The organism is Variovorax sp. 01T432, assembly GCF_056398605.1.
In genome coordinates this window covers 75,144-92,034 of record NZ_JBFTPS010000005.1, presented here as the reverse complement: position 1 = coordinate 92,034, position 16,891 = coordinate 75,144, and the positions used below count along the sequence as shown (strand labels likewise).

The window sequence follows — 16,891 nt, the reverse complement described above, 5'->3', positions numbered from 1 at the left end:
TCGATGCCGCCGCAGCCGGCGCTGCCGGGGTCGGCCGCTCACAAGAGCATCGGTACGGGGCTCACGCTCGCCACGCTGGGCGCGATCGCCTTCAGCGGCAAGGCCATTATCGTCAAGCTCGCCTACCGCTACGGCGTGGACGCGGTCACGCTCATCATGCTGCGCATGCTGTTCGCGCTGCCGCTGTTCGCGCTGATGGCCTGGTGGGCCGGGCGCGGCAAGCCAGCACTGACGCGGCGCGACTGGTTCGGCGTGTTCGGGCTGGGGTTCTCCGGCTACTACCTCGCCAGCTTCCTGGACTTCGCGGGGCTGGCGTACATCACGGCCAGCCTGGAGCGGCTGATCCTCTATCTCAACCCGACGCTGGTGCTGCTCTTCGCCTGGATCGTCTATCGGCGGCGCATCACGCCCGGGCAGCTGGTGGGCATGGTCATCAGCTACGCGGGGGTGCTGCTGGTGTTCGGCCACGAGGTGCAGCTGGGCCAGAGTGCGGCGGCCGCCTGGGGCACCTTCCTGGTCTTCCTGAGTGCGGTCAGCTATGCGGGCTACCTGGTCGCGAGCGGGGAGTTCGTCAAGCGGCTGGGGTCGCTGCGGCTCGTGGGGCTGGCGACCAGCGTGGCCTGCCTGTTCTGCATCGCGCAGTTCCTGCTGCTGCGGCCGCTGGGCACGCTCGCGCAGGTGGCGCCCGAGGTCGTCTGGCTGTCGGTGCTCAACGCCACGCTGTGCACGGCGGTGCCGGTGCTGGTGGTGATGATGGCGATCGAGCGCGTCGGTCCCGCGATGGCGGCGCAAGCGGGTATGGTCGGCCCCATCTCGACAATTCTGATGGGCGTGGTCATCCTCGGCGAACCTTTCACCGCGTGGACCGCGGGCGGCTCGGCGCTCGTGATCACCGGTATTTTTGTCTTCACTCGAATGGGCCGCTGAGGCCGGAAGGAATCAACATGGATCTGGGAATTGCAGGCAGGACGGCGCTGGTGTGCGGCGCGAGCAAGGGCCTGGGCTTCGGCTGCGCCGAAGCACTGGTGCGCGAGGGCGTGAACGTGGTCGTCGTCGCGCGCGGCGCGGAGGTGCTCGAGGCGGCGGCCGCGTCCTTGCTCAAGGCCGCGGCCACGGCCGGTGGCGCGACGCCTTTCGTCAAGCACGTGGCGGCCGACATCACGACGCCGGAAGGCCGCGCCGCGGCATTCGCGGTGCACAAGGACTTCGACATCGTGGTCACCAATGCCGGCGGGCCACCTCCCGGCGACTTCCGCGACTGGGACCGCGAGGCATGGATCAAGGCGATCGATGCCAACATGCTCACACCCATCGAGCTGATCAAGGCCACGGTCGACGGCATGGCCGCACGCGGCTACGGGCGCATCGTCAACATCACTTCGAGCGCGGTGAAGGCGCCGATCGACATCCTGGGCTTGTCCAACGGCGCGCGCAGCGGGCTCACCGGCTTCGTGGCCGGCGCGGCGCGCACGCCCATCGCCGCCCGGGGCGTGACCATCAACAACCTGCTGCCGGGCGCCTTCGATACCGACCGGCTGCGCGGCACGATGGCCGGCGCCTCGAAGAAGACGGGGCAGGATGTCGAGACCGTGCTGGAGAACCGCAAGAAGAGCATCCCCGCGCGCCGTTTCGGCACGCCGGCGGAGTTCGGTGCCATCTGCGCCTTTCTCTGCAGCATGCACGCGGGCTACATCACGGGACAGAACGTGCTGGCCGACGGCGGCGCCTACCCGGGCGCCTACTGAACGACTTGCGGGCCGCTCATCGGCGGGACGACACCACGATGCCGCCCACGATCAACGCGAAGGCCGCCCCGTGGTACCACTGCGGCAGCTCGCGCAGGAAGGCGGCCGACATCAGCGCCGCGAACAAGGGCGTGAGGTTGATGAAGAAGCCCGCCATCTGCGGCCCTGCGCGCTGGACGCCGATGCCCCAGCACCGGTAGGCGAACAGGGCCGGCCCGACGGCGATGAAGGCCAGCGCCGCGGCGAGCGGCCAGCTCCAGTCGATGTGCGCACCGGACAGGGCCCATTCGCCGGCCGCGAAGGCACCCGACCAGCCGAGCCCGAACACGAGCTGCGCCATCAGCAGCGCCGCCCAGTTCCCGCGCAGGGCCACGGGCTCGGTGGTGCGCGAGAGCAGCCAGCTGTAGAAGGCCCAGGAGATGGTGGCGAGCATCATGTAGAGGTCGCCCGCCACCAGCCGCAGCGCGAGCAACTGGTGCCAGTCGCCACGGCTGAGCACCAGCAGCACGCCCAGCATCGAAAGCGCGGCGCTCGCGATCTCGCGTCGCGTCACCTTGGCGCCGAAGCACAGCGTGCCGATGGTGAGCATCCACAGCGGCATGCTGGAGCCGACCAGGGTGACGTTGAGCGGCGTCGAGGTCTGCAGCGCCAGGTACTGCAGAGCGTTGTAGCACCCGATGCCGAGCAGGCCGAGCAGGGCGAAGCGCCGCCAGTGCGGCCACAGCGGGCTGCCGCGCCGCAGCACGGCGATGGCGAAGGGCAGCAGCAGCACGAAGGCGAGCAGCCAGCGGATGAAATTCAGCGTCAGCGGCGAGACCAGTTCGCGCACGACGCGGCCGACCACCGCGTTGCCGGCCCACAGCAAGGGAGCCGTGGTGAAGAGGAGGGCGGTGCCGGGCGAGAGACGCTGTTGCATGGATGCGCACTGTAACGGGCAGAGATGCGCGCTCCGTGGCAGCATCGGCGTCCCAGGCTTTTCGAAGCCGCATCGCAGCACAGGAGAACAAGCATGAGCATGAGCAAAGCCGTCCGCATCGACCGCCACGGCGGGCCCGAGGAACTGAAGATCGTCGAGGTCGAAGTCGGCGAGCCGGGACCCGGAGAGATCCGCATCCGCCACAAGGCGGTGGGGCTCAATTTCATCGACACCTACCAGCGCAGCGGTCTCTACCCGTTCAAGATGCCGCTGCAGCTCGGCATGGAGGCCTCGGGCGTGGTGGAGGCGGTGGGCGAGGGCGTCACGCACCTGAAGGCGGGCGACCGCGCCGCCTACGCCAGCCAGCCGCCGGGGGCCTACTGCGAGCTGCGCGTGATGCCGGCCAGGCTGGTGTGCAAGCTGCCCGATTCGATCTCCTTCGAGACGGGGGCGGCGATGATGCTCAAGGGGCTGACGGCCCAGTACCTGTTAAAGAAGACGCTGCCGGCGGAAGGCCTGCAAGCGGGCGACTTCATCCTGTTCCATGCGGCCGCGGGCGGCGTGGGGCTGATCGCCTGCCAATGGGCCAAGGCGCTCGGCCTGCAGCTCATCGGCACGGCGGGCACCGACGCCAAGTGCCAGCTGGCGCTGGCGCATGGCGCGGCGCATGCCATCAACTACAGCACCGAGAACTTCGCCGAGCGGGTCATGCAGATCACGGGCGGCAAGGGCGTCAAGGTGGCCTACGACTCGGTGGGCAAGGACACCTTCGAGGGCTCATTGAGCTGCCTGCGGCCCTTCGGGCTGCTGGCGGTCTTCGGCAACGGCTCGGGGCCGGTCGCGGCCTTCAACCTCGGGCTACTCGCCAAGGGATCGACCTACGTCACGCGTCCGACGCTGTTCTCGCATCTCTCGTCGCGCGAGAACGCGCAGGCGATGGCCGACGACCTGTTCGCGGTGGTCGCGAGCGGCGCGGTGAAGATCCCGATCGACCAGCGCTATGCGCTCACGGACGTGCAGCAGGCCCACCGCGACCTGGAAGCGCGCAAGACCACGGGCTGCACGATTCTGACGCTCTAGGCGCCGCGGCGCCTCAGCGCGCGGCCGCCGCGGCGGGGCGCTTGGCCAGTTCGAGCTTGGCGATGGCGTTGCGGTGCACTTCGTCGGGGCCGTCGACGATGCGCACGGTGCGCTGGTGCGCATAGGCTTCGGCCAGCCAGAAGTCCTGGCTCACGCCGGCGGCGCCATGCGCCTGGATGGCCCAGTCGACCACCTTGCAGGACATGTTCGGGGCCACTACCTTGATCATCGCGATCTCGGCGCGCGCTTCCTTGTTGCCCACCGTATCCATCCTGTGGGCGGCGTTGAGCGTGAGCAGGCGGGCCTGGTCGATCAGGCAGCGCGACTCCGCGATGCGCTCGTGCCAGACGGACTGCTCGGCCAGCGGGCGGCCGAACGCGACGCGGGCGCGCAACCGGTCGCACATCATCTCGAGCGCACGCTCGGCGGCGCCGATGGAGCGCATGCAGTGGTGGATGCGGCCCGGGCCGAGGCGCCCCTGCGCGATCTCGAAGCCCCGGCCTTCGCCCAGCAGGATGTTGGAGACCGGCACGCGCACGTCCTCGAGCAGCACTTCCATGTGGCCGTGCGGCGCGTCGTCGTAGCCGAACACCGACAGGTGCCGCAGCACCGTGACGCCGGCGGAATCGCGCGGCACCAGCACCATCGATTGCTGCGCGTGGCGCGGCGCCTCGGGGTCGGTCTTGCCCATCACGATGAAGATCTTGCAGCGCGGGCTACCCGCGCCGGAGGAGAACCACTTGCGCCCATTGATGACGTATTCGTCGTCCTCGCGGCGGATGGTGCACTGGATGTTGGTGGCGTCGGAGGAGGCGACCGCGGGCTCGGTCATCAGGAAGCCCGAGCGGATCTCGCCGGCCAGCAGCGGCGCGAGCCATTGGTCCTGCTGCGCCTCGGTGCCGTAGCGCTCGATGGTTTCCATGTTGCCGGTGTCCGGCGCCGAGCAGTTGAACACCTCGCCCGACCAGGACACGCGGCCCATCACTTCGCACAGGGGCGCGTAGTCGAGGTTGGAGATGCCGGGCACGCCGCGGTGTTCGTGCGGCAGGAACATGTTCCAGAGGCCGGCCTTGCGCGCGATGGGCTTGAGTTCCTCGATCAGGGGCGAGACCTGCCACGCGTTGCCCTGGCGGCGGAACTCATCCATTTCGCGGTAGTAGCGCGCCTCGTTGGGGTAGATGTGCTGTTCGAAGAATGCCTTGAGGCGTTCGACCAGGTCGCGGGTCTTGGCGGAGGGTTCGGCAAACATCGATGTCCTTGTCTTCTGGATGGTGCGCAGGGGCGCTCGGGAAGCACCGATTGAAGCACCGCCCGAGAGGCGGGGCCGTCGCACAAGCGACGCTCCCTGTCGGCGCGGGCTGTGCCGGCCGATGATCCATTCAATGCACTTGCGTCATATATCTATCAGATAAATCCATTTCTCTTTTGAATGCGGAAGGCGTCCAATCCTTCGCATGGCTCGCTCACGCTACCTCCCCGACAACTTCACTCTCTCGCTCGTCACGGTCGTGACGCTGGCCAGCCTGTGGCCGGCGCACGGCGGCACGGCGCGCTTCTTCGAGCAGCTCACGACTGTCGCGATCGGACTGCTGTTCTTCCTGCACGGCGCCAAGCTCTCGCGCGAGGCGATCCTCGGCGGCATCACGCACTGGCGGCTGCATCTGCTGGTGTTCGCCAGCACCTTCGTCCTGTTTCCGGTGCTCGGGCTGGTGTTGAGGCCGGTGCTGTCGCCGCTGGTGACGCCGGATCTCTACACCGGTGTGCTGTTCCTGTGCGTGCTGCCGGCCACGGTGCAGTCGGCCATCGCCTTCACCTCGATGGCGCGCGGGAACATGCCCGCCGCCGTCTGCAGCGCCTCCGCGTCGACGCTGCTCGGCGTGTTCATCACGCCGCTGCTGGTGAATCTGCTCGTGGTCCAGCACGGCGGCGCGGGCGGCTCGCTCGACGCCATCGGCCGCATCCTGCTGCAGCTGATGGTGCCATTCGTCGCCGGGCATCTGCTGCGTCCATGGATCGGGGGCTGGATCAAGAAGCGCGCGTCGGTGCTGACGCTGGTCGACCGCGGGTCCATTCTCCTGGTGGTCTACACCGCCTTCAGTGCCGCCGTGATCGAAGGCCTCTGGAAACAGGTGCCGATCTCCGCGCTGGCGGGTCTGCTGGTGGTCTGCGCGGTGCTGCTGGCGCTGGCGCTGGCATCCACCACCTGGCTCAGCCGCCGCCTGGGGTTCAGCAAGGCCGACGAGATCACGATCGTGTTCTGCGGATCGAAGAAGAGCCTGGCGAGCGGCATCCCGATGGCGAAGGTGCTGTTCGCTTCGCATGCGGTCGGTGCGATCGTGCTGCCGCTGATGCTGTTCCATCAAATGCAGCTCATGGTTTGCGCCGTGCTGGCCCAGAGGTACGCGCGTCGGCAGGCAGACGCCCCTGCGGAAGCCGAGGGACGTGTCAAGGTCGCCTGAGGCCGAGGCTCCAGCGCGAGCAGGAGGAGGAGGGCCAAGCGCCGGCGGGCCCTCCTGCGGTTCGTTTGACGTGGATCAAGCGAAGGCCCGGACGGGGGCGGCCTAATCCAGTCTTTCCGCGCGCAAAAAAACACGTGAGAATCGGCAGATCGCCATCGAGTCAGTGAAGGCTGTCAGCCGATGCCCTGCGCCGGAGGGGGCTTGGGCGCGGACGCTTCGACCTATTCTTGCAAGCGAGTTTTCATGATCGCAACTCTTCTGCCAGCGGCCTGGCGCGAAGCGTCGTACCGTCAGCGCTTCCTGTCCAACACCAGCGAGAACTTGTTCATGGGATCCTTCGGCAGCTTTGCCGAGGCCGAGGCCGCGGTGCCGCCGTCCAAGCGCGTCGGCTACGACAGTCCCGGCGCCGAGGAGCTCTATGCACCGCAGCTCCTCACCAGGGACTATCCGGCGCTTTTCTGGATCGGCCAATCGATCAAGGAGGGGATGCGTACGATCTTCGACCTGGGCGGCCACGTTGGTATCAAGTACTACGCGTTCAAGCGCGCGCTGCGCGATCCGCCCGAGCTGCACTGGAAGGTGTGCGATGTGCCGAGCATCGTGAAGGCGGGCAGAGAGATCGCCGAGAAGCGCGGATGCTCGGACCGATTGACCTTCTGCACGGACTTCAGGGAGGCGAGCGGGCATGACGTGCTCCTCGTCTCCGGCTGCCTTCAGTACCTGCCGACGGACCTCGGCGAGATCCTGGCGTCGCTCCCGGTCAAGCCCCGGCGCATCGTGCTCAACACCACGGCGCTTCATCCGGAGCGCACGATGTATACGCTCAACAGCATCATCGTGGCTGTCTGCCCCTACCGGATACAACACGCCGATGAGATGGCAAAGCAGCTCGCGGATGCGGGCTATCGCCGCCAGGACAACTGGCGAAACGATGACCTGCGGCTGGAGGTGCCGTTCGTTCCCGGCGGCGACAAGCCCTACTATGCGGGCGGGTGCTGGGACCGGCGACCTGATTCCTGAGCCCCGCGACACCCGCACCCGGGTGCGAGCGCGTCTACTTTTCGAGCGCCGCGAGCCTCGACTCCCGCAGCCGGCTGGGTGCCAGCGCACCCGCCGAATCGAGGATCGGATAGGCGATCGAGCAGATGTGCGAGTTGATGCGCTTGAGGTCGCTGATCAGGTCGATGTGCAGCGAACTGGTTTCGATGCTCAGTGTTGTCTGGTCCGACAGGCGCCCGAGGTGGGTCGTGGCATAGGCCCGCTCCAGATCGCGGAAGCGGGCTTTCTCTTCCAGCAGCTTCTGCGCATCGCGCACGTTGCCGTTGAGGAACACGCTCATGCTCAGCCGCAGGTTCGCCACCAGGCGCTCGTGAAGCTCGACGATCTCGGCCATGCCGGCCTCCGAGAAGTTGCGCTGCGGCTTGATCTTCTTGTCCTCGATGTCGATGATCACGCGCTCGATGATGTCGCCGATCTGCTCCATGTTGATGGTGAAGCTGATGATGTCGGTCCAGCGGCGGCTTTCTTCCTCGCCCAGGGCCTCGCGCGAGATCCTGGTCAGGTAGTACTTGATGGCTGAGTAGAGCTCGTCGACGGTGTCGTCGAGCTTGCGCAGTTCCTGGGCCAGGCGCAGGTCGTTCTTGCGGATGACATCCAGCATGCCGATGAGCATGGTCTCGACCACGTCGGCCTGGTGCAGCGCCTCGCGCGCGGCGTTGGAGATGGCCAGCGTCGGCGTGGACAGCGCCGAGGGATCGAGGTGCTTCGGCCGCAGCGTGGTCGTCGACTCGTCGGGAACTGGCAGCAGGCGCGTGACGAGGCGGGCGACTGTGGTGGTCAGCCCGATGAACCCGACGCTCACGATCACGTTGAAGGCGAGGTGATAGAGCACCACCATGTGCGTGCCGTCCGCGACATAGGGTCGGACTTCGCGCACCCACAGGCCCACGAAGGGTGCCGCGAGCGCGACGCCGACCAGCTTGAAGACGAGGTTGCCGACGGTGACGCGGCGAACGGGAATGGCCGACTTCGCGGTCGTGAGCACGGCGAGCAGGCCGCTGCCCAGGTTGGCGCCGAGCACCAGGCCGAGCGCGACGTCGAGGGGAATCACGCTGGAATTCGCCATCGCGGCGACCAGCAGCACGACGGCCAGGCTGGAGTAGGCGGCGATGGCCAGGGCGGCACCGATCGTGATCTCGAGCAGCACGTCGCTGCTGATCGAAGCGAGCAGCTCGCGCACCGCCGGGGCCGCGAACAGCGGGCCGGTGGCCTCGACCACGAGCTGTAGCGCGAGCAGCATCAGCCCCAGGCCGATCAGCACCCGTCCGACGCGGGCGGCCGGGCTCGCCTCGCGCGTGATGAACAGCACCACGCCGACGAAGATGAAGAGCGGCGACAGCCATGAAAGGTCGGCTGAGAACAGCACCGACATCAGCGCCGTGCCGATGTCCGCGCCGCGCATCACGGCCAGCGCCGCCGGCAGCGTGACCAGGCCCTGGCCGACGAAGGAGGAGGTCATCAGCGATGTCGCCGTGCTCGACTGCACCAGCGCCGTGACGCCGATGCCCGAGAGGGCCGCCGTGAAGCGGTTGCGCAGGCTCTGCACCAGGATCTTGCGCAGGTTCGCGCCGAAGACGCGCAGGACGCCGGTGCGAACGAGATGGGTGCCCCATACCAGCAGCGCGATGGCTGCGAGCAGATTCAACAGATGCTTCATGGAAGCGAACGACTATACGCCGCGCATTCCGGGCTTCGTCCTGCTTCAGTCAATCAGCGCGCCGTCGTCGTGAAAGGGGTAGGGGCCCTCGAAGCTGCCGCTCGGGGCGAGGTGCGTCACCAGCCGGCCCTGGTCGCCGCGCCCGGTCCAGGCGTGGATGCGGAAGCCCGGCGGCTCCAGCACCCATTCCGAAGGCGCGTCGGGCGCCAGGTCCAGGCAGACCTGGTGGGCGGGTGCCGGCGAGGTGGACGCGATGGTGCCGCCGAAGCGCACGTCGATGGCGCGGTGCAGGTGCCCGCAGATCACGCGCTCGACATTGCGGTGCCGCGCGATCAGCGCCTCGAGCGCGTCGGCGCCTTCCAGCAGGCCGATGTCGTCCATGTGGCCGATCAGGGTCTGGAATGGCGGGTGGTGCATCGCGACCACGACCGGCTCGCCGCGGCAGAGCTCCAGCTGCGTCTCCAGCCAGGCGAGGCGCTCTTCGCACAGCGTGCCGTGGCTCTGGCCGGGCACGACGGTGTCGAGCGTGAGCAGGCGCAGGCCGCCGACCCGCGCGGAGTACTGGATGAAGCCGCCGTCGCCGAGGTAGCCATGGCCCGGAAAGCTGCGGCGCAGCTGGTCCCGATCGTCGTGGTTGCCGGGCATCAGGAAGATCGGCATCGGCAGGGGTGCGAGCAACTGCGCCAGGTGGGCGTATTCGGCGGCGCGGCCGAAGTCGGTCAGGTCGCCGGTGATGACGACCGCGTCGGGCTGCTGCTTCAGCCGCAGGATCGACTGGACGGCCAGCTGCAGGTAGGGCGCGGTGTCGATGCGCCCGTAGGCGAGGCGGCCGGGCTCGCGGATGTGCAGGTCGGTCAGTTGGACGAGAGAGGTGGTCATGGGGCAAGCTCCTGCGAGGTCATCAGGCGGTCCGGGTCGAAGCGGATGCCGACGCGGTCGCCGGGTTGGAAAGCAATATCACGGCCCACATCGGCAACGAGCGTCGGTTGTCCCGCCGCCTGCAGCTTGAGTTGTACGCGGTCGCCGAGAAACGTGCGCTGTGTCACCGTGGCATCCCCCCAGCCCGCCTGGGGCACGCCGACCTGGAGGTCTTCCGGCCGTATCAGGAGCGTCGCGTGGGCTCGCCATGCCTCAGGGCAGGCGATCGTGGCGCCGCCCAGGCGCAACACTCCCTGGGCGATGGCCTCGGGTTCGCGCGCCAGGCGGTTCACGCGGCCGAGGAATTCGGCGACGAAGGGGTGCTGCGGGGCGCGATAGAGGTCTTCGCCGCGGCCGATCTGCATGATGCGCCCGGCGCTCATCACGGCGAGGCGGTCGGCAATCGCCATGGCTTCCTGCTGGTCGTGCGTGACGTGGATGGCGGTGATGTGCAGCCGCCGCAGCAGCTCGGCCAGCTCGTCGCGCAACGATTCCTTGAGCTTGGCGTCGAGGGCCGCCAGTGGCTCGTCGAGCAGCAGCACGCGCGGGCGCACCGCCACCGCGCGCGCCAGGGCCACGCGCTGGCGCTGGCCGCCGGAGAGTTCGCTCGGTCGCTTCGTCTCCAGGCCGCCGAGCCGGGTGAGGTCGACCAGTTCGCCGACGAGGCGCCGCTCCTCGGAAGGCGCCACGCCCCGGATGCGAAGGCCGTAGCCGATGTTGGCCGCCACCGTCATCTGCGGGAAGAGGGCATAGCTCTGGAACACCATGCCCACACCGCGCTGTTCCACCGGGCGCCGCGTCACGTCCTGGTCGCCGAAGACGATGCGGCTGCCTTCGTCGGGCGATTCCAGGCCGGCGATCAGCCGCAGCAAGGTGGTCTTGCCGCAGCCCGAGGGACCCAGCAGCGCGAGCACCTCGCCGGGCTCGACGTGCAGCGAGGTCGGCAGCAGGCCGCGCGTGCCGTCGGCGTAGGTCTTGGAGCAGTCGACGATGTCGACGGGAATGCGTTCAAGTTCCATGGCGTTTCTGCATCAGGTGGCCGAGGTATTGCAGGCCCCAGAGGACCGGCAGGATGACGATGAAGAAGACCAGCGTGTAGGCCGAGCCGACCTCCAGCCGCATCGATGCGTAGCTGTCGGCCAGGCCCACGGGCAGGGTCCGGGTCAGCGGCGTGTGCAGCATCCAGGTGAGGTTGAACTCGCCCACCGACAGGGTGAAGACCATCAGGCTGCCGGCGACGATGGCCGGGAACACCGCCGGCACGAGCACGCCGAGAAAGCGCTGCCTGAAGTTCGCGCCCAGCGAGCGCGCGGCTTCCTCCAGCGCGAGCAGCTCGTCGCGCTGGAAGGCCGAGGACACGGTGCGCACCATGAAGGGCAGGGTGAACACGATGTGCCCCACCAGGATGAAGGCGAAGCTCTGGCGGAAGGCCGTGAGTTGCCCGTAGGCCAGGATCAACGCGAGCGCGGTGGCCAGGCCCGGCACCGCGACCGGCAGGGTGATCAGCTCCTCGAAGATGCGGGCAGTGCGCGTGCGGCTGCGCGCCAGGGCGTAGGCGCAGGGCACGCCGATCAGCAGGGTGCACAGCACGCAGCCCAGGGCCAGCGCGAGCGACCAGCCGACGGTGCCCCCGTACACATCCCAGACTTCGTCGAGCCAGCGCAGCGTGAGCCCGCTCCTGAGGCCGACGCTGTAGTTGTTGACCAGGCCCGCCATGACGGAGAGCACCATCGGCGCCAGCATGAAGATGCTCACGATCAGGGTGACGACGAAAAGGAAGGGGGCTCGGGTGGTCGTGGGGGTGCGCATGGCTGGCGGCCTATCGTTTCGTGGGGTCCGCGCCGAAATGCCGGGCGGCGAAGAGCACGGCCCAGGTGACGAGCCCCAGGGCGATCGACAGCGACGCCGCGAGGGCGAAGTTGGCGTAGTTGGTGAACTCGTTGTAGATCGTGATCGGAATGACCTCGAACTTGCTCGCGAGCGTGAAGGCGGTGCCGAAGGCGCCCATCGAGGTGGCGAACAGGATGGCGCCGCAGGCGAGCGTGGTGGGCGCGAGTTCCGGCAGCCAGACGTCGCGCGCCACGCGCAGCCGCGAGGCGCCGAGCGAGCGGGCGGCTTCCTCCAGCTGCAGGTTCATCGACTCGGCGGCGGCCGCGTAGGTGGCGATCGCTCGCGGCAGGGAGAAGTAGAGGTAGGCGAGAAAGAGCCCGAGCAGCCCGTAGGCGAAGGTGACGCGTCCCATGCCCGTCGCGGCCGCCAGATCGGCCACCAGGCCCTGGCGGCCGCCCAGGAGGATCACGAAGAAGCCGATGATCACGCCGGGGAAGGAAAGCGGCAGCGTCAGCAGCGACAGCAGCAGGCGCTTGCCCCGGAAGTCGCGGCGTGCGAGATAAATGCCGACCGCGCCGCCCAGGAGCAGCGTCGCCAGCGTCACCGCCAGCGACAGCGCGAGCGTGTCGGCCATGCTCTCCAGATAGCGACTGTTAGTGAGCACCGCGAAGTAGGTGCGCCAGCCCTGGTTTGCCGGCAGCGCGACGAGGCGCGCGACCGGCAGCAGCCAGAAGGCCAGGAAGAACACGGCCGCCGGGGCCATGCACCCCAGCAGCAGCCAGCGCTGGTTCGGGAAGCCGGAGGGCTTCATGCCTTCAGCGCACTTCCTTCAGGTAGCGGTCGGAGAACGCGCGCTGGGCCTGCGCCATGCGGCCGTAGTCGACCGCCTTGGCCCGCGCGTATTCGGTGGCGGGGAGGAACTGCGCCTCGACTTCCTTGGGCATGTTCACGGCACGCACCGGCCGCAGGTAGGCCTTGGCCCAGAGTGCCTGGCCTTCGTCGGAGAGAACGAAGTCCAGCACCTTCTTGCCCTCGGCGGGGTGCGGCGCGTTCGCGACGAGGCTCATCACGTAGGGCACCACGACCGTGCCTTCGCTCGGAATCACGAAGGCGACGTTGGCGCCGTCCTTGTACCTGGCGCGGTAGGCGTTGAAATCGTAGTCGAGCAGGATTGCGATCTCGCCGGAAAGCACGCGGGCGTACGAGGTCTGCTTGGGCACGATGGGCTCGTTCTTCTGCAGCGCCTTGAAGTAGTCGATCGCGGGTCCGAAGTTGTCGAGCGTGCCGCCGCGCGCTTCATTGACCGCCACCGCGCCGACATAGCCGACGAAGGCCGAAGCCGGGTCGAGATAACCAATCAGGCCCTTGTACTCGGGCTTGAGCAGGTCGGCCCACGACTTCGGAACGGGCTTGCCGTGGAGCGCGTCGACGTTGACCATGAAGCCGAGGGTGCCCGAATGGATGGTGAACCACTGGCCGGCGGGGTCCTTCAGGCCGTCGGGGATGTCCTTCCATGTGGCGGGCTTGTAGGCCGCCACCACGCCGTCCTTCTGGGCCTGGATGGCGAAGGTGACGCCGAGGTAGGTCACGTCGGCGACCGGGCTGGCCTTCTCGGCCACCATCTGCGCCAGGGCCTGGCCGGAGTTCTTGTTGTCCGGCGGCACCGTGACGCCGGTCTTTGCCTTGATGGCGCGCAGCTGCGTGCCCCAGTCGGCCCATTCGGTCGGGCAGTTGTAGCAGATGGCGGTCTGGGCCATGGCCGCCGTCGCGGCGGCGAGGCCCAGGGCCAGCAGGCCGGCGCGGGCGATGCGATGAAGATGCAGTGTCATGAGGGCTCCTTGGTCGTGGAAGGGGATGGGCGAGTAAAGGCGAAGTCAGGACGAAGAAGGGGGGCGCAGGATTCGCCGGCGCGAATCCCGTGGGGCAGCAACATGCTGGCGTCGGGCGTCAACGGGCCGCCACCGGCCAGCGCCTGCACGAGCAGCTCGACGCCGTGGCGGCCGATGTCGCTGTTCGGCTGGGTGATGGTGCTCAGCGCCGGCGTCAGGTCCTCGCCGAGCGCGATGCCGTCGAAGCCGATCACGCTCAGGTCGCGCGGGACTTGAAGGCCGCTGCGATGCGCGGCGCGGATGCTTCGGATGGCGAGGAGGTCGTTGGAGCAGAACAGGGCCGTCGGCCGCGAGGATGCTTCCTGGAGGAAGCGCGTCAGTGCGTCGACCGCCGTTTCGATGAACGGGACTTCGACCAGCGCCGGCGGCTCGAGGCCGGCCGCGGCCATGCCATGGAGGAAGCCGCGGTAGCGCTGCTGCGCGCGGTCCGAGGCGGCGAGCGTGCCGCTGACCATCGCGATGCGTCTGTGCCCCAGGCGCGCGAGGTGCGCCACGGCGTCGGCGACCGCGCCTTCGCTGTCCACTGTGATGCAGGGGTGGTCGGGATGGCGGTTGTAGGCCAGCACATAGGGAATGCCGGCGCCGCGCAGCCGCTGCAGCGCCGTCGAGGTGGCCGGGTTCGAGACGACCAGGATCAGGCCGTCCACGTTGCCGGCCAGCAGCAGGTTGACCGCCTGCTCCTCCTCATCGATCCGGTAGCCGGTGGTGACCGGAATGATCGCGTAGCCGCCCGCAATCGCCGCTTGCGCGACGCCCTGCAGGCACTCGGCAAAGGTGGGGTTCAGCAGGGTGGGCAGCACCACCCCCAGGACGCGGCTGCGCTGGGTCCGCAGAGTGCGGGCGCTTGAATTCGGCACGTAGCCGAGCGCGTGGGCGACGCGTTCCACGTGTTCGCGAGTCGCGGGCGTCACCTTGTCGGGAAAGTTGAAGGCGCGCGAGACCGTCGCCACGGAAACCCCGGCTTTTCTGGCGACGGACTGGATGCTCATGGACTGTGCGAAATGGCGATGTAATCGATTACATTTCAGCGCGGCAGTATGACGTCGTCATGACATGGGGGCTCCGAGTGCAAACCCTCGAAGCCCACCATCTAGAATTCGCGGATGGTTCGCTTTCGCGCAGTTCTGCTCTGGCTCGTCATGCTGGCTGTGCCCTTTCAGGGCTACGCCGCGGCGGCCATGGCGTTCTGCGCATTCGAAGCGCAGCCCCAGGCCTCCTCGGCTCCGATGTCGCACGACCAGGCGGCCATGGACCACGGCGCGGGAGATCATGCGAGCCCGGGCTCGGATCACGGCGCCGCGGATGATCTCGCGGATTCGACCCACAAGTGCGGGACTTGTAGCGCCTGCAGCGCGTGCCATGCCGTCGCCCTGACGAGCGCGGCGCCCGCCGCCGTGAACCAGAGCCTCCCGCAGGCCGAACTCGCGGACCCCTCCGACGCGTTGACCACCGTCGCGCGCAGCGTTCCCGACAAACCTCCTCGCGCCTGAGCGCGTCCCGCCATCGGCAGCGCCTGCTGCCGGTGCGCCCGCGGACGCCCATGCATCGCTCGTTGTCGTCACGGCCCTTGCGGGCCCGTTGACGGCGCTTCGTTCATGAACAGCGTGAGGATTCCATGTTCACTTCTTTGCCGGCCAGTTGGCTGGCCGCCCTGCCCGCTCTCGCGGCATTGACGTCGCTTGCGCAAGGCGCGCCACCGTCCGCCGCCCCCTCGGCCGAGTCGACGCCGCCGCTTTCCTTTCGCTCGGCGATGGATGGCTACAAGCCATTCGCCGACGAAAAAGCCATTCCCTGGAAGCAGGCCAACGAGACTGTCCGCCAGCGGGGCGGCTGGCGCGCCTATGCCAGGGAGGTTTCCGAAGGCGCCAAGGACGCACCCGCCGCGGTGCCGCGGAAGGAGAAGCCATGAGCCGCCCGCTGCGCCTGACGGCGGGCGCGCTGGCGATGCTCGTCCTGGCGGGATGCGCCTCGGTCGACATCGACGAAACCTTGCGGGAAACGAACACCACCGCCTCTCGTTTCACCGGGGGTGAGCTCGCGCTCAGCCGAACCTGGGAGCAGCGTGAGGCTCGCGCCGCCCTCTCGGAAGACCTGCTCGCCAAGCCCCTGTCGCAGGACGATGCGGTGCGCCTCGCCCTGGCCAACAGTCCGACCGTGCAGGCCCTGGTCGCCCAGGGCTGGGCCGATATGTCCGCGGCCAACCAGACAAGCCGGCTGCCGAATCCGGTCTTCACCTTCGAGCGCATGCGCCTGAGGGACGAATTGGAACTCGACCGCCTGCTTTCGTTCGGGCTCGTGGACCTGATCCTGCTGCCGCAGCGCCTGGCGATTTCCCGCAGCCAGGGCTTGCAAGCCCGGCTGCAGCTCACAGGCACGGTCGTCGATCAGGTCACCCAGGTGCGCCAGGCCTGGGTGCGTGCGGTCTCGGCGCGACAGTCGCTTCAGTACGCCGTCCAGGTCAACGAGTCTGCACAGGCCAGCGCGGAGCTGGCCCGGCGCATGCAGCTCGTCGGCAACTTCAGCAAGCTGCAGCGAGCCCGTCAGCAGGTCTTCTACGCGAACGCCACGACGCAACTCGCGTTGGCCCAGCATGCGGCCACCGCGTCGCGCGAGGAACTGGTGCGCGTGCTGGGCCTCGACGACACGCAGGCGGCCAGGCTCCAGCTTCCCGAGCGCTTGCCCGATCTGCCGAGTGCGCCGCGCGACGCCCGCGAGCTTTCCGCCACGGCGAACGAGCAGCGCCTGGACGTCCAGCTCGCGCGCGCCCAGCTCGATGTGGCGGGGAAGTCCCAAGGCTTGAACCTGCTGCCGACCTTCCTGGATGTCGACGCTGGTGTGCGCCGCGACACGGTCTTCGACAACGCCGCCGGAGACCGGGCAACGCGCCGAGGCTTCGAACTCGATATCCGGCTTCCGATCTTCGACTGGGGGGCGAACCGGCGCGACGCCCTGAATGCGCAGTCGCTCGCGGCGGCCAATCGCTACGAGGCCACGGCGCGGGCAGCATCCTCGCAGTTGAGGGAAAGCTATTCGGCCTACCGGACGGCCTACGACATCGCGCGGCACTACCGCGACGAGATCGTCCCGTTGCGCCAGGCGATGGCGGACGAAAACCTGCTTCGCTACAACGGGATGCTGATCGGCGTCTTCGAACTGCTGGCGGACGCGCGCGACCAGATCGCCAGCGTCATCGCCGCCATCGAGGCGCAACAGCAGTTCTGGCTGGCAGAGGCGGCGCTTTCCGCCTCTGTCATCGGCAAGCCGACCGGCCTGACGCCATCGATGGCTCCCGCGGGCGGCGCGGCCGCATCGCCGGCCGCGCATTGAACCCACTCCCC

At 68.3% G+C, this 16,891-nt stretch carries 17 protein-coding genes; 8 read left to right on the top strand and 9 right to left on the bottom strand.

What is annotated here, in order from left to right; genetic code table 11:
* Nucleotides 1–3: 3 nt before the first annotated feature.
* Nucleotides 4–927, top strand: coding sequence for a DMT family transporter (locus tag AC1DNF_RS05430; RefSeq protein ID WP_478147530.1), 924 nt, complete (start codon nucleotides 4–6; stop codon nucleotides 925–927).
* A gap of 17 nt (nucleotides 928–944) precedes the next feature.
* A complete protein-coding gene (locus tag AC1DNF_RS05425) occupies nucleotides 945–1,745 on the top strand; it encodes an SDR family oxidoreductase (protein WP_478147529.1) in 801 nt (266 codons plus the stop codon).
* A gap of 16 nt (nucleotides 1,746–1,761) precedes the next feature.
* On the opposite strand, the gene AC1DNF_RS05420 is transcribed toward AC1DNF_RS05425, so the two are convergent.
* Nucleotides 1,762–2,661, bottom strand: coding sequence for a DMT family transporter (locus AC1DNF_RS05420; protein WP_478147528.1), 900 nt, complete (start codon nucleotides 2,659–2,661; stop codon nucleotides 1,762–1,764).
* 99 nt (nucleotides 2,662–2,760) lie between these two features.
* Between AC1DNF_RS05420 and AC1DNF_RS05415 the strand changes: the two genes are divergently transcribed.
* Nucleotides 2,761–3,741 carry a quinone oxidoreductase family protein gene (locus AC1DNF_RS05415; RefSeq protein ID WP_478147782.1) on the top strand — a complete coding sequence of 327 codons (981 nt, stop codon included), beginning with the start codon at nucleotides 2,761–2,763 and terminating at the stop codon, nucleotides 3,739–3,741.
* Between the two features lie 13 nt (nucleotides 3,742–3,754).
* Here the strand turns inward: AC1DNF_RS05415 and AC1DNF_RS05410 are convergent, their stop codons facing one another.
* Entirely contained in the window at nucleotides 3,755–4,990 is a 1,236-nt protein-coding gene (locus tag AC1DNF_RS05410) for an acyl-CoA dehydrogenase family protein (RefSeq protein WP_478147527.1), read from the bottom strand.
* A 205-nt stretch (nucleotides 4,991–5,195) separates the two neighbouring features.
* On the opposite strand from AC1DNF_RS05410, the gene AC1DNF_RS05405 reads away from it, so the two are divergent.
* Both AC1DNF_RS05405 and AC1DNF_RS05400 read left to right on the top strand, forming a co-directional pair.
* Nucleotides 5,196–6,200, top strand: a complete 1,005-nt coding sequence (locus AC1DNF_RS05405; RefSeq protein ID WP_478147526.1) for a bile acid:sodium symporter family protein — start codon at nucleotides 5,196–5,198, stop codon at nucleotides 6,198–6,200.
* A 201-nt stretch (nucleotides 6,201–6,401) separates the two neighbouring features.
* Nucleotides 6,402–7,220 (top strand): TIGR04325 family methyltransferase, encoded by an 819-nt coding sequence (locus tag AC1DNF_RS05400; protein ID WP_478147525.1) that lies wholly within the window; start codon nucleotides 6,402–6,404, stop codon nucleotides 7,218–7,220.
* Nucleotides 7,221–7,254: 34 nt separating this feature from the next.
* Here the strand turns inward: AC1DNF_RS05400 and AC1DNF_RS05395 are convergent, their stop codons facing one another.
* The 7 genes from AC1DNF_RS05395 to AC1DNF_RS05365 are packed head-to-tail and all read right to left on the bottom strand — an operon-like array spanning nucleotide 7,255 to nucleotide 14,542.
* Nucleotides 7,255–8,916 carry a Na/Pi cotransporter family protein gene (locus AC1DNF_RS05395; RefSeq protein ID WP_478147524.1) on the bottom strand — a complete coding sequence of 554 codons (1,662 nt, stop codon included), beginning with the start codon at nucleotides 8,914–8,916 and terminating at the stop codon, nucleotides 7,255–7,257.
* Nucleotides 8,917–8,961: 45 nt separating this feature from the next.
* Nucleotides 8,962–9,795, bottom strand: coding sequence for a phosphodiesterase (locus tag AC1DNF_RS05390; RefSeq protein WP_478147523.1), 834 nt, complete (start codon nucleotides 9,793–9,795; stop codon nucleotides 8,962–8,964).
* On the bottom strand, nucleotides 9,792–10,853 hold the full coding sequence (locus AC1DNF_RS05385; protein ID WP_478147522.1) for an ABC transporter ATP-binding protein: 1,062 nt from the start codon (nucleotides 10,851–10,853) through the stop codon (nucleotides 9,792–9,794). Before AC1DNF_RS05385 ends, AC1DNF_RS05390 begins: the two co-directional genes overlap by 4 nt.
* The gene (locus tag AC1DNF_RS05380; protein WP_478147521.1) at nucleotides 10,843–11,643 is read right to left on the bottom strand and encodes an ABC transporter permease; all 801 of its coding nucleotides are present in this window, start codon (nucleotides 11,641–11,643) and stop codon (nucleotides 10,843–10,845) included. The genes AC1DNF_RS05385 and AC1DNF_RS05380 overlap by 11 nt, the downstream gene beginning before the upstream one ends.
* Before the next feature lie 10 nt (nucleotides 11,644–11,653).
* Nucleotides 11,654–12,475, bottom strand: coding sequence for an ABC transporter permease (locus tag AC1DNF_RS05375; RefSeq protein ID WP_478147520.1), 822 nt, complete (start codon nucleotides 12,473–12,475; stop codon nucleotides 11,654–11,656).
* Nucleotides 12,476–12,479: 4 nt separating this feature from the next.
* Complete coding sequence (locus tag AC1DNF_RS05370) at nucleotides 12,480–13,493, bottom strand: ABC transporter substrate-binding protein (RefSeq protein WP_478147519.1); 1,014 nt, start codon at nucleotides 13,491–13,493, stop codon at nucleotides 12,480–12,482.
* Nucleotides 13,490–14,542, bottom strand: a complete 1,053-nt coding sequence (locus tag AC1DNF_RS05365; RefSeq protein WP_478147518.1) for a LacI family DNA-binding transcriptional regulator — start codon at nucleotides 14,540–14,542, stop codon at nucleotides 13,490–13,492. Before AC1DNF_RS05365 ends, AC1DNF_RS05370 begins: the two co-directional genes overlap by 4 nt.
* Nucleotides 14,543–14,656: 114 nt before the next feature.
* Between AC1DNF_RS05365 and AC1DNF_RS05360 the strand changes: the two genes are divergently transcribed.
* From AC1DNF_RS05360 to AC1DNF_RS05350, 3 genes are all read left to right on the top strand, one after another.
* Nucleotides 14,657–15,043: a hypothetical protein gene (locus tag AC1DNF_RS05360; RefSeq protein ID WP_478147517.1), complete on the top strand. Its 387-nt coding sequence runs from the start codon at nucleotides 14,657–14,659 to the stop codon at nucleotides 15,041–15,043.
* A gap of 125 nt (nucleotides 15,044–15,168) precedes the next feature.
* On the top strand, nucleotides 15,169–15,462 hold the full coding sequence (locus AC1DNF_RS05355) for a hypothetical protein (protein ID WP_478147516.1): 294 nt from the start codon (nucleotides 15,169–15,171) through the stop codon (nucleotides 15,460–15,462).
* Complete coding sequence (locus tag AC1DNF_RS05350; protein WP_478147515.1) at nucleotides 15,459–16,880, top strand: TolC family protein; 1,422 nt, start codon at nucleotides 15,459–15,461, stop codon at nucleotides 16,878–16,880. The genes AC1DNF_RS05355 and AC1DNF_RS05350 overlap by 4 nt, the downstream gene beginning before the upstream one ends.
* Nucleotides 16,881–16,891: the final 11 nt, after the last annotated feature.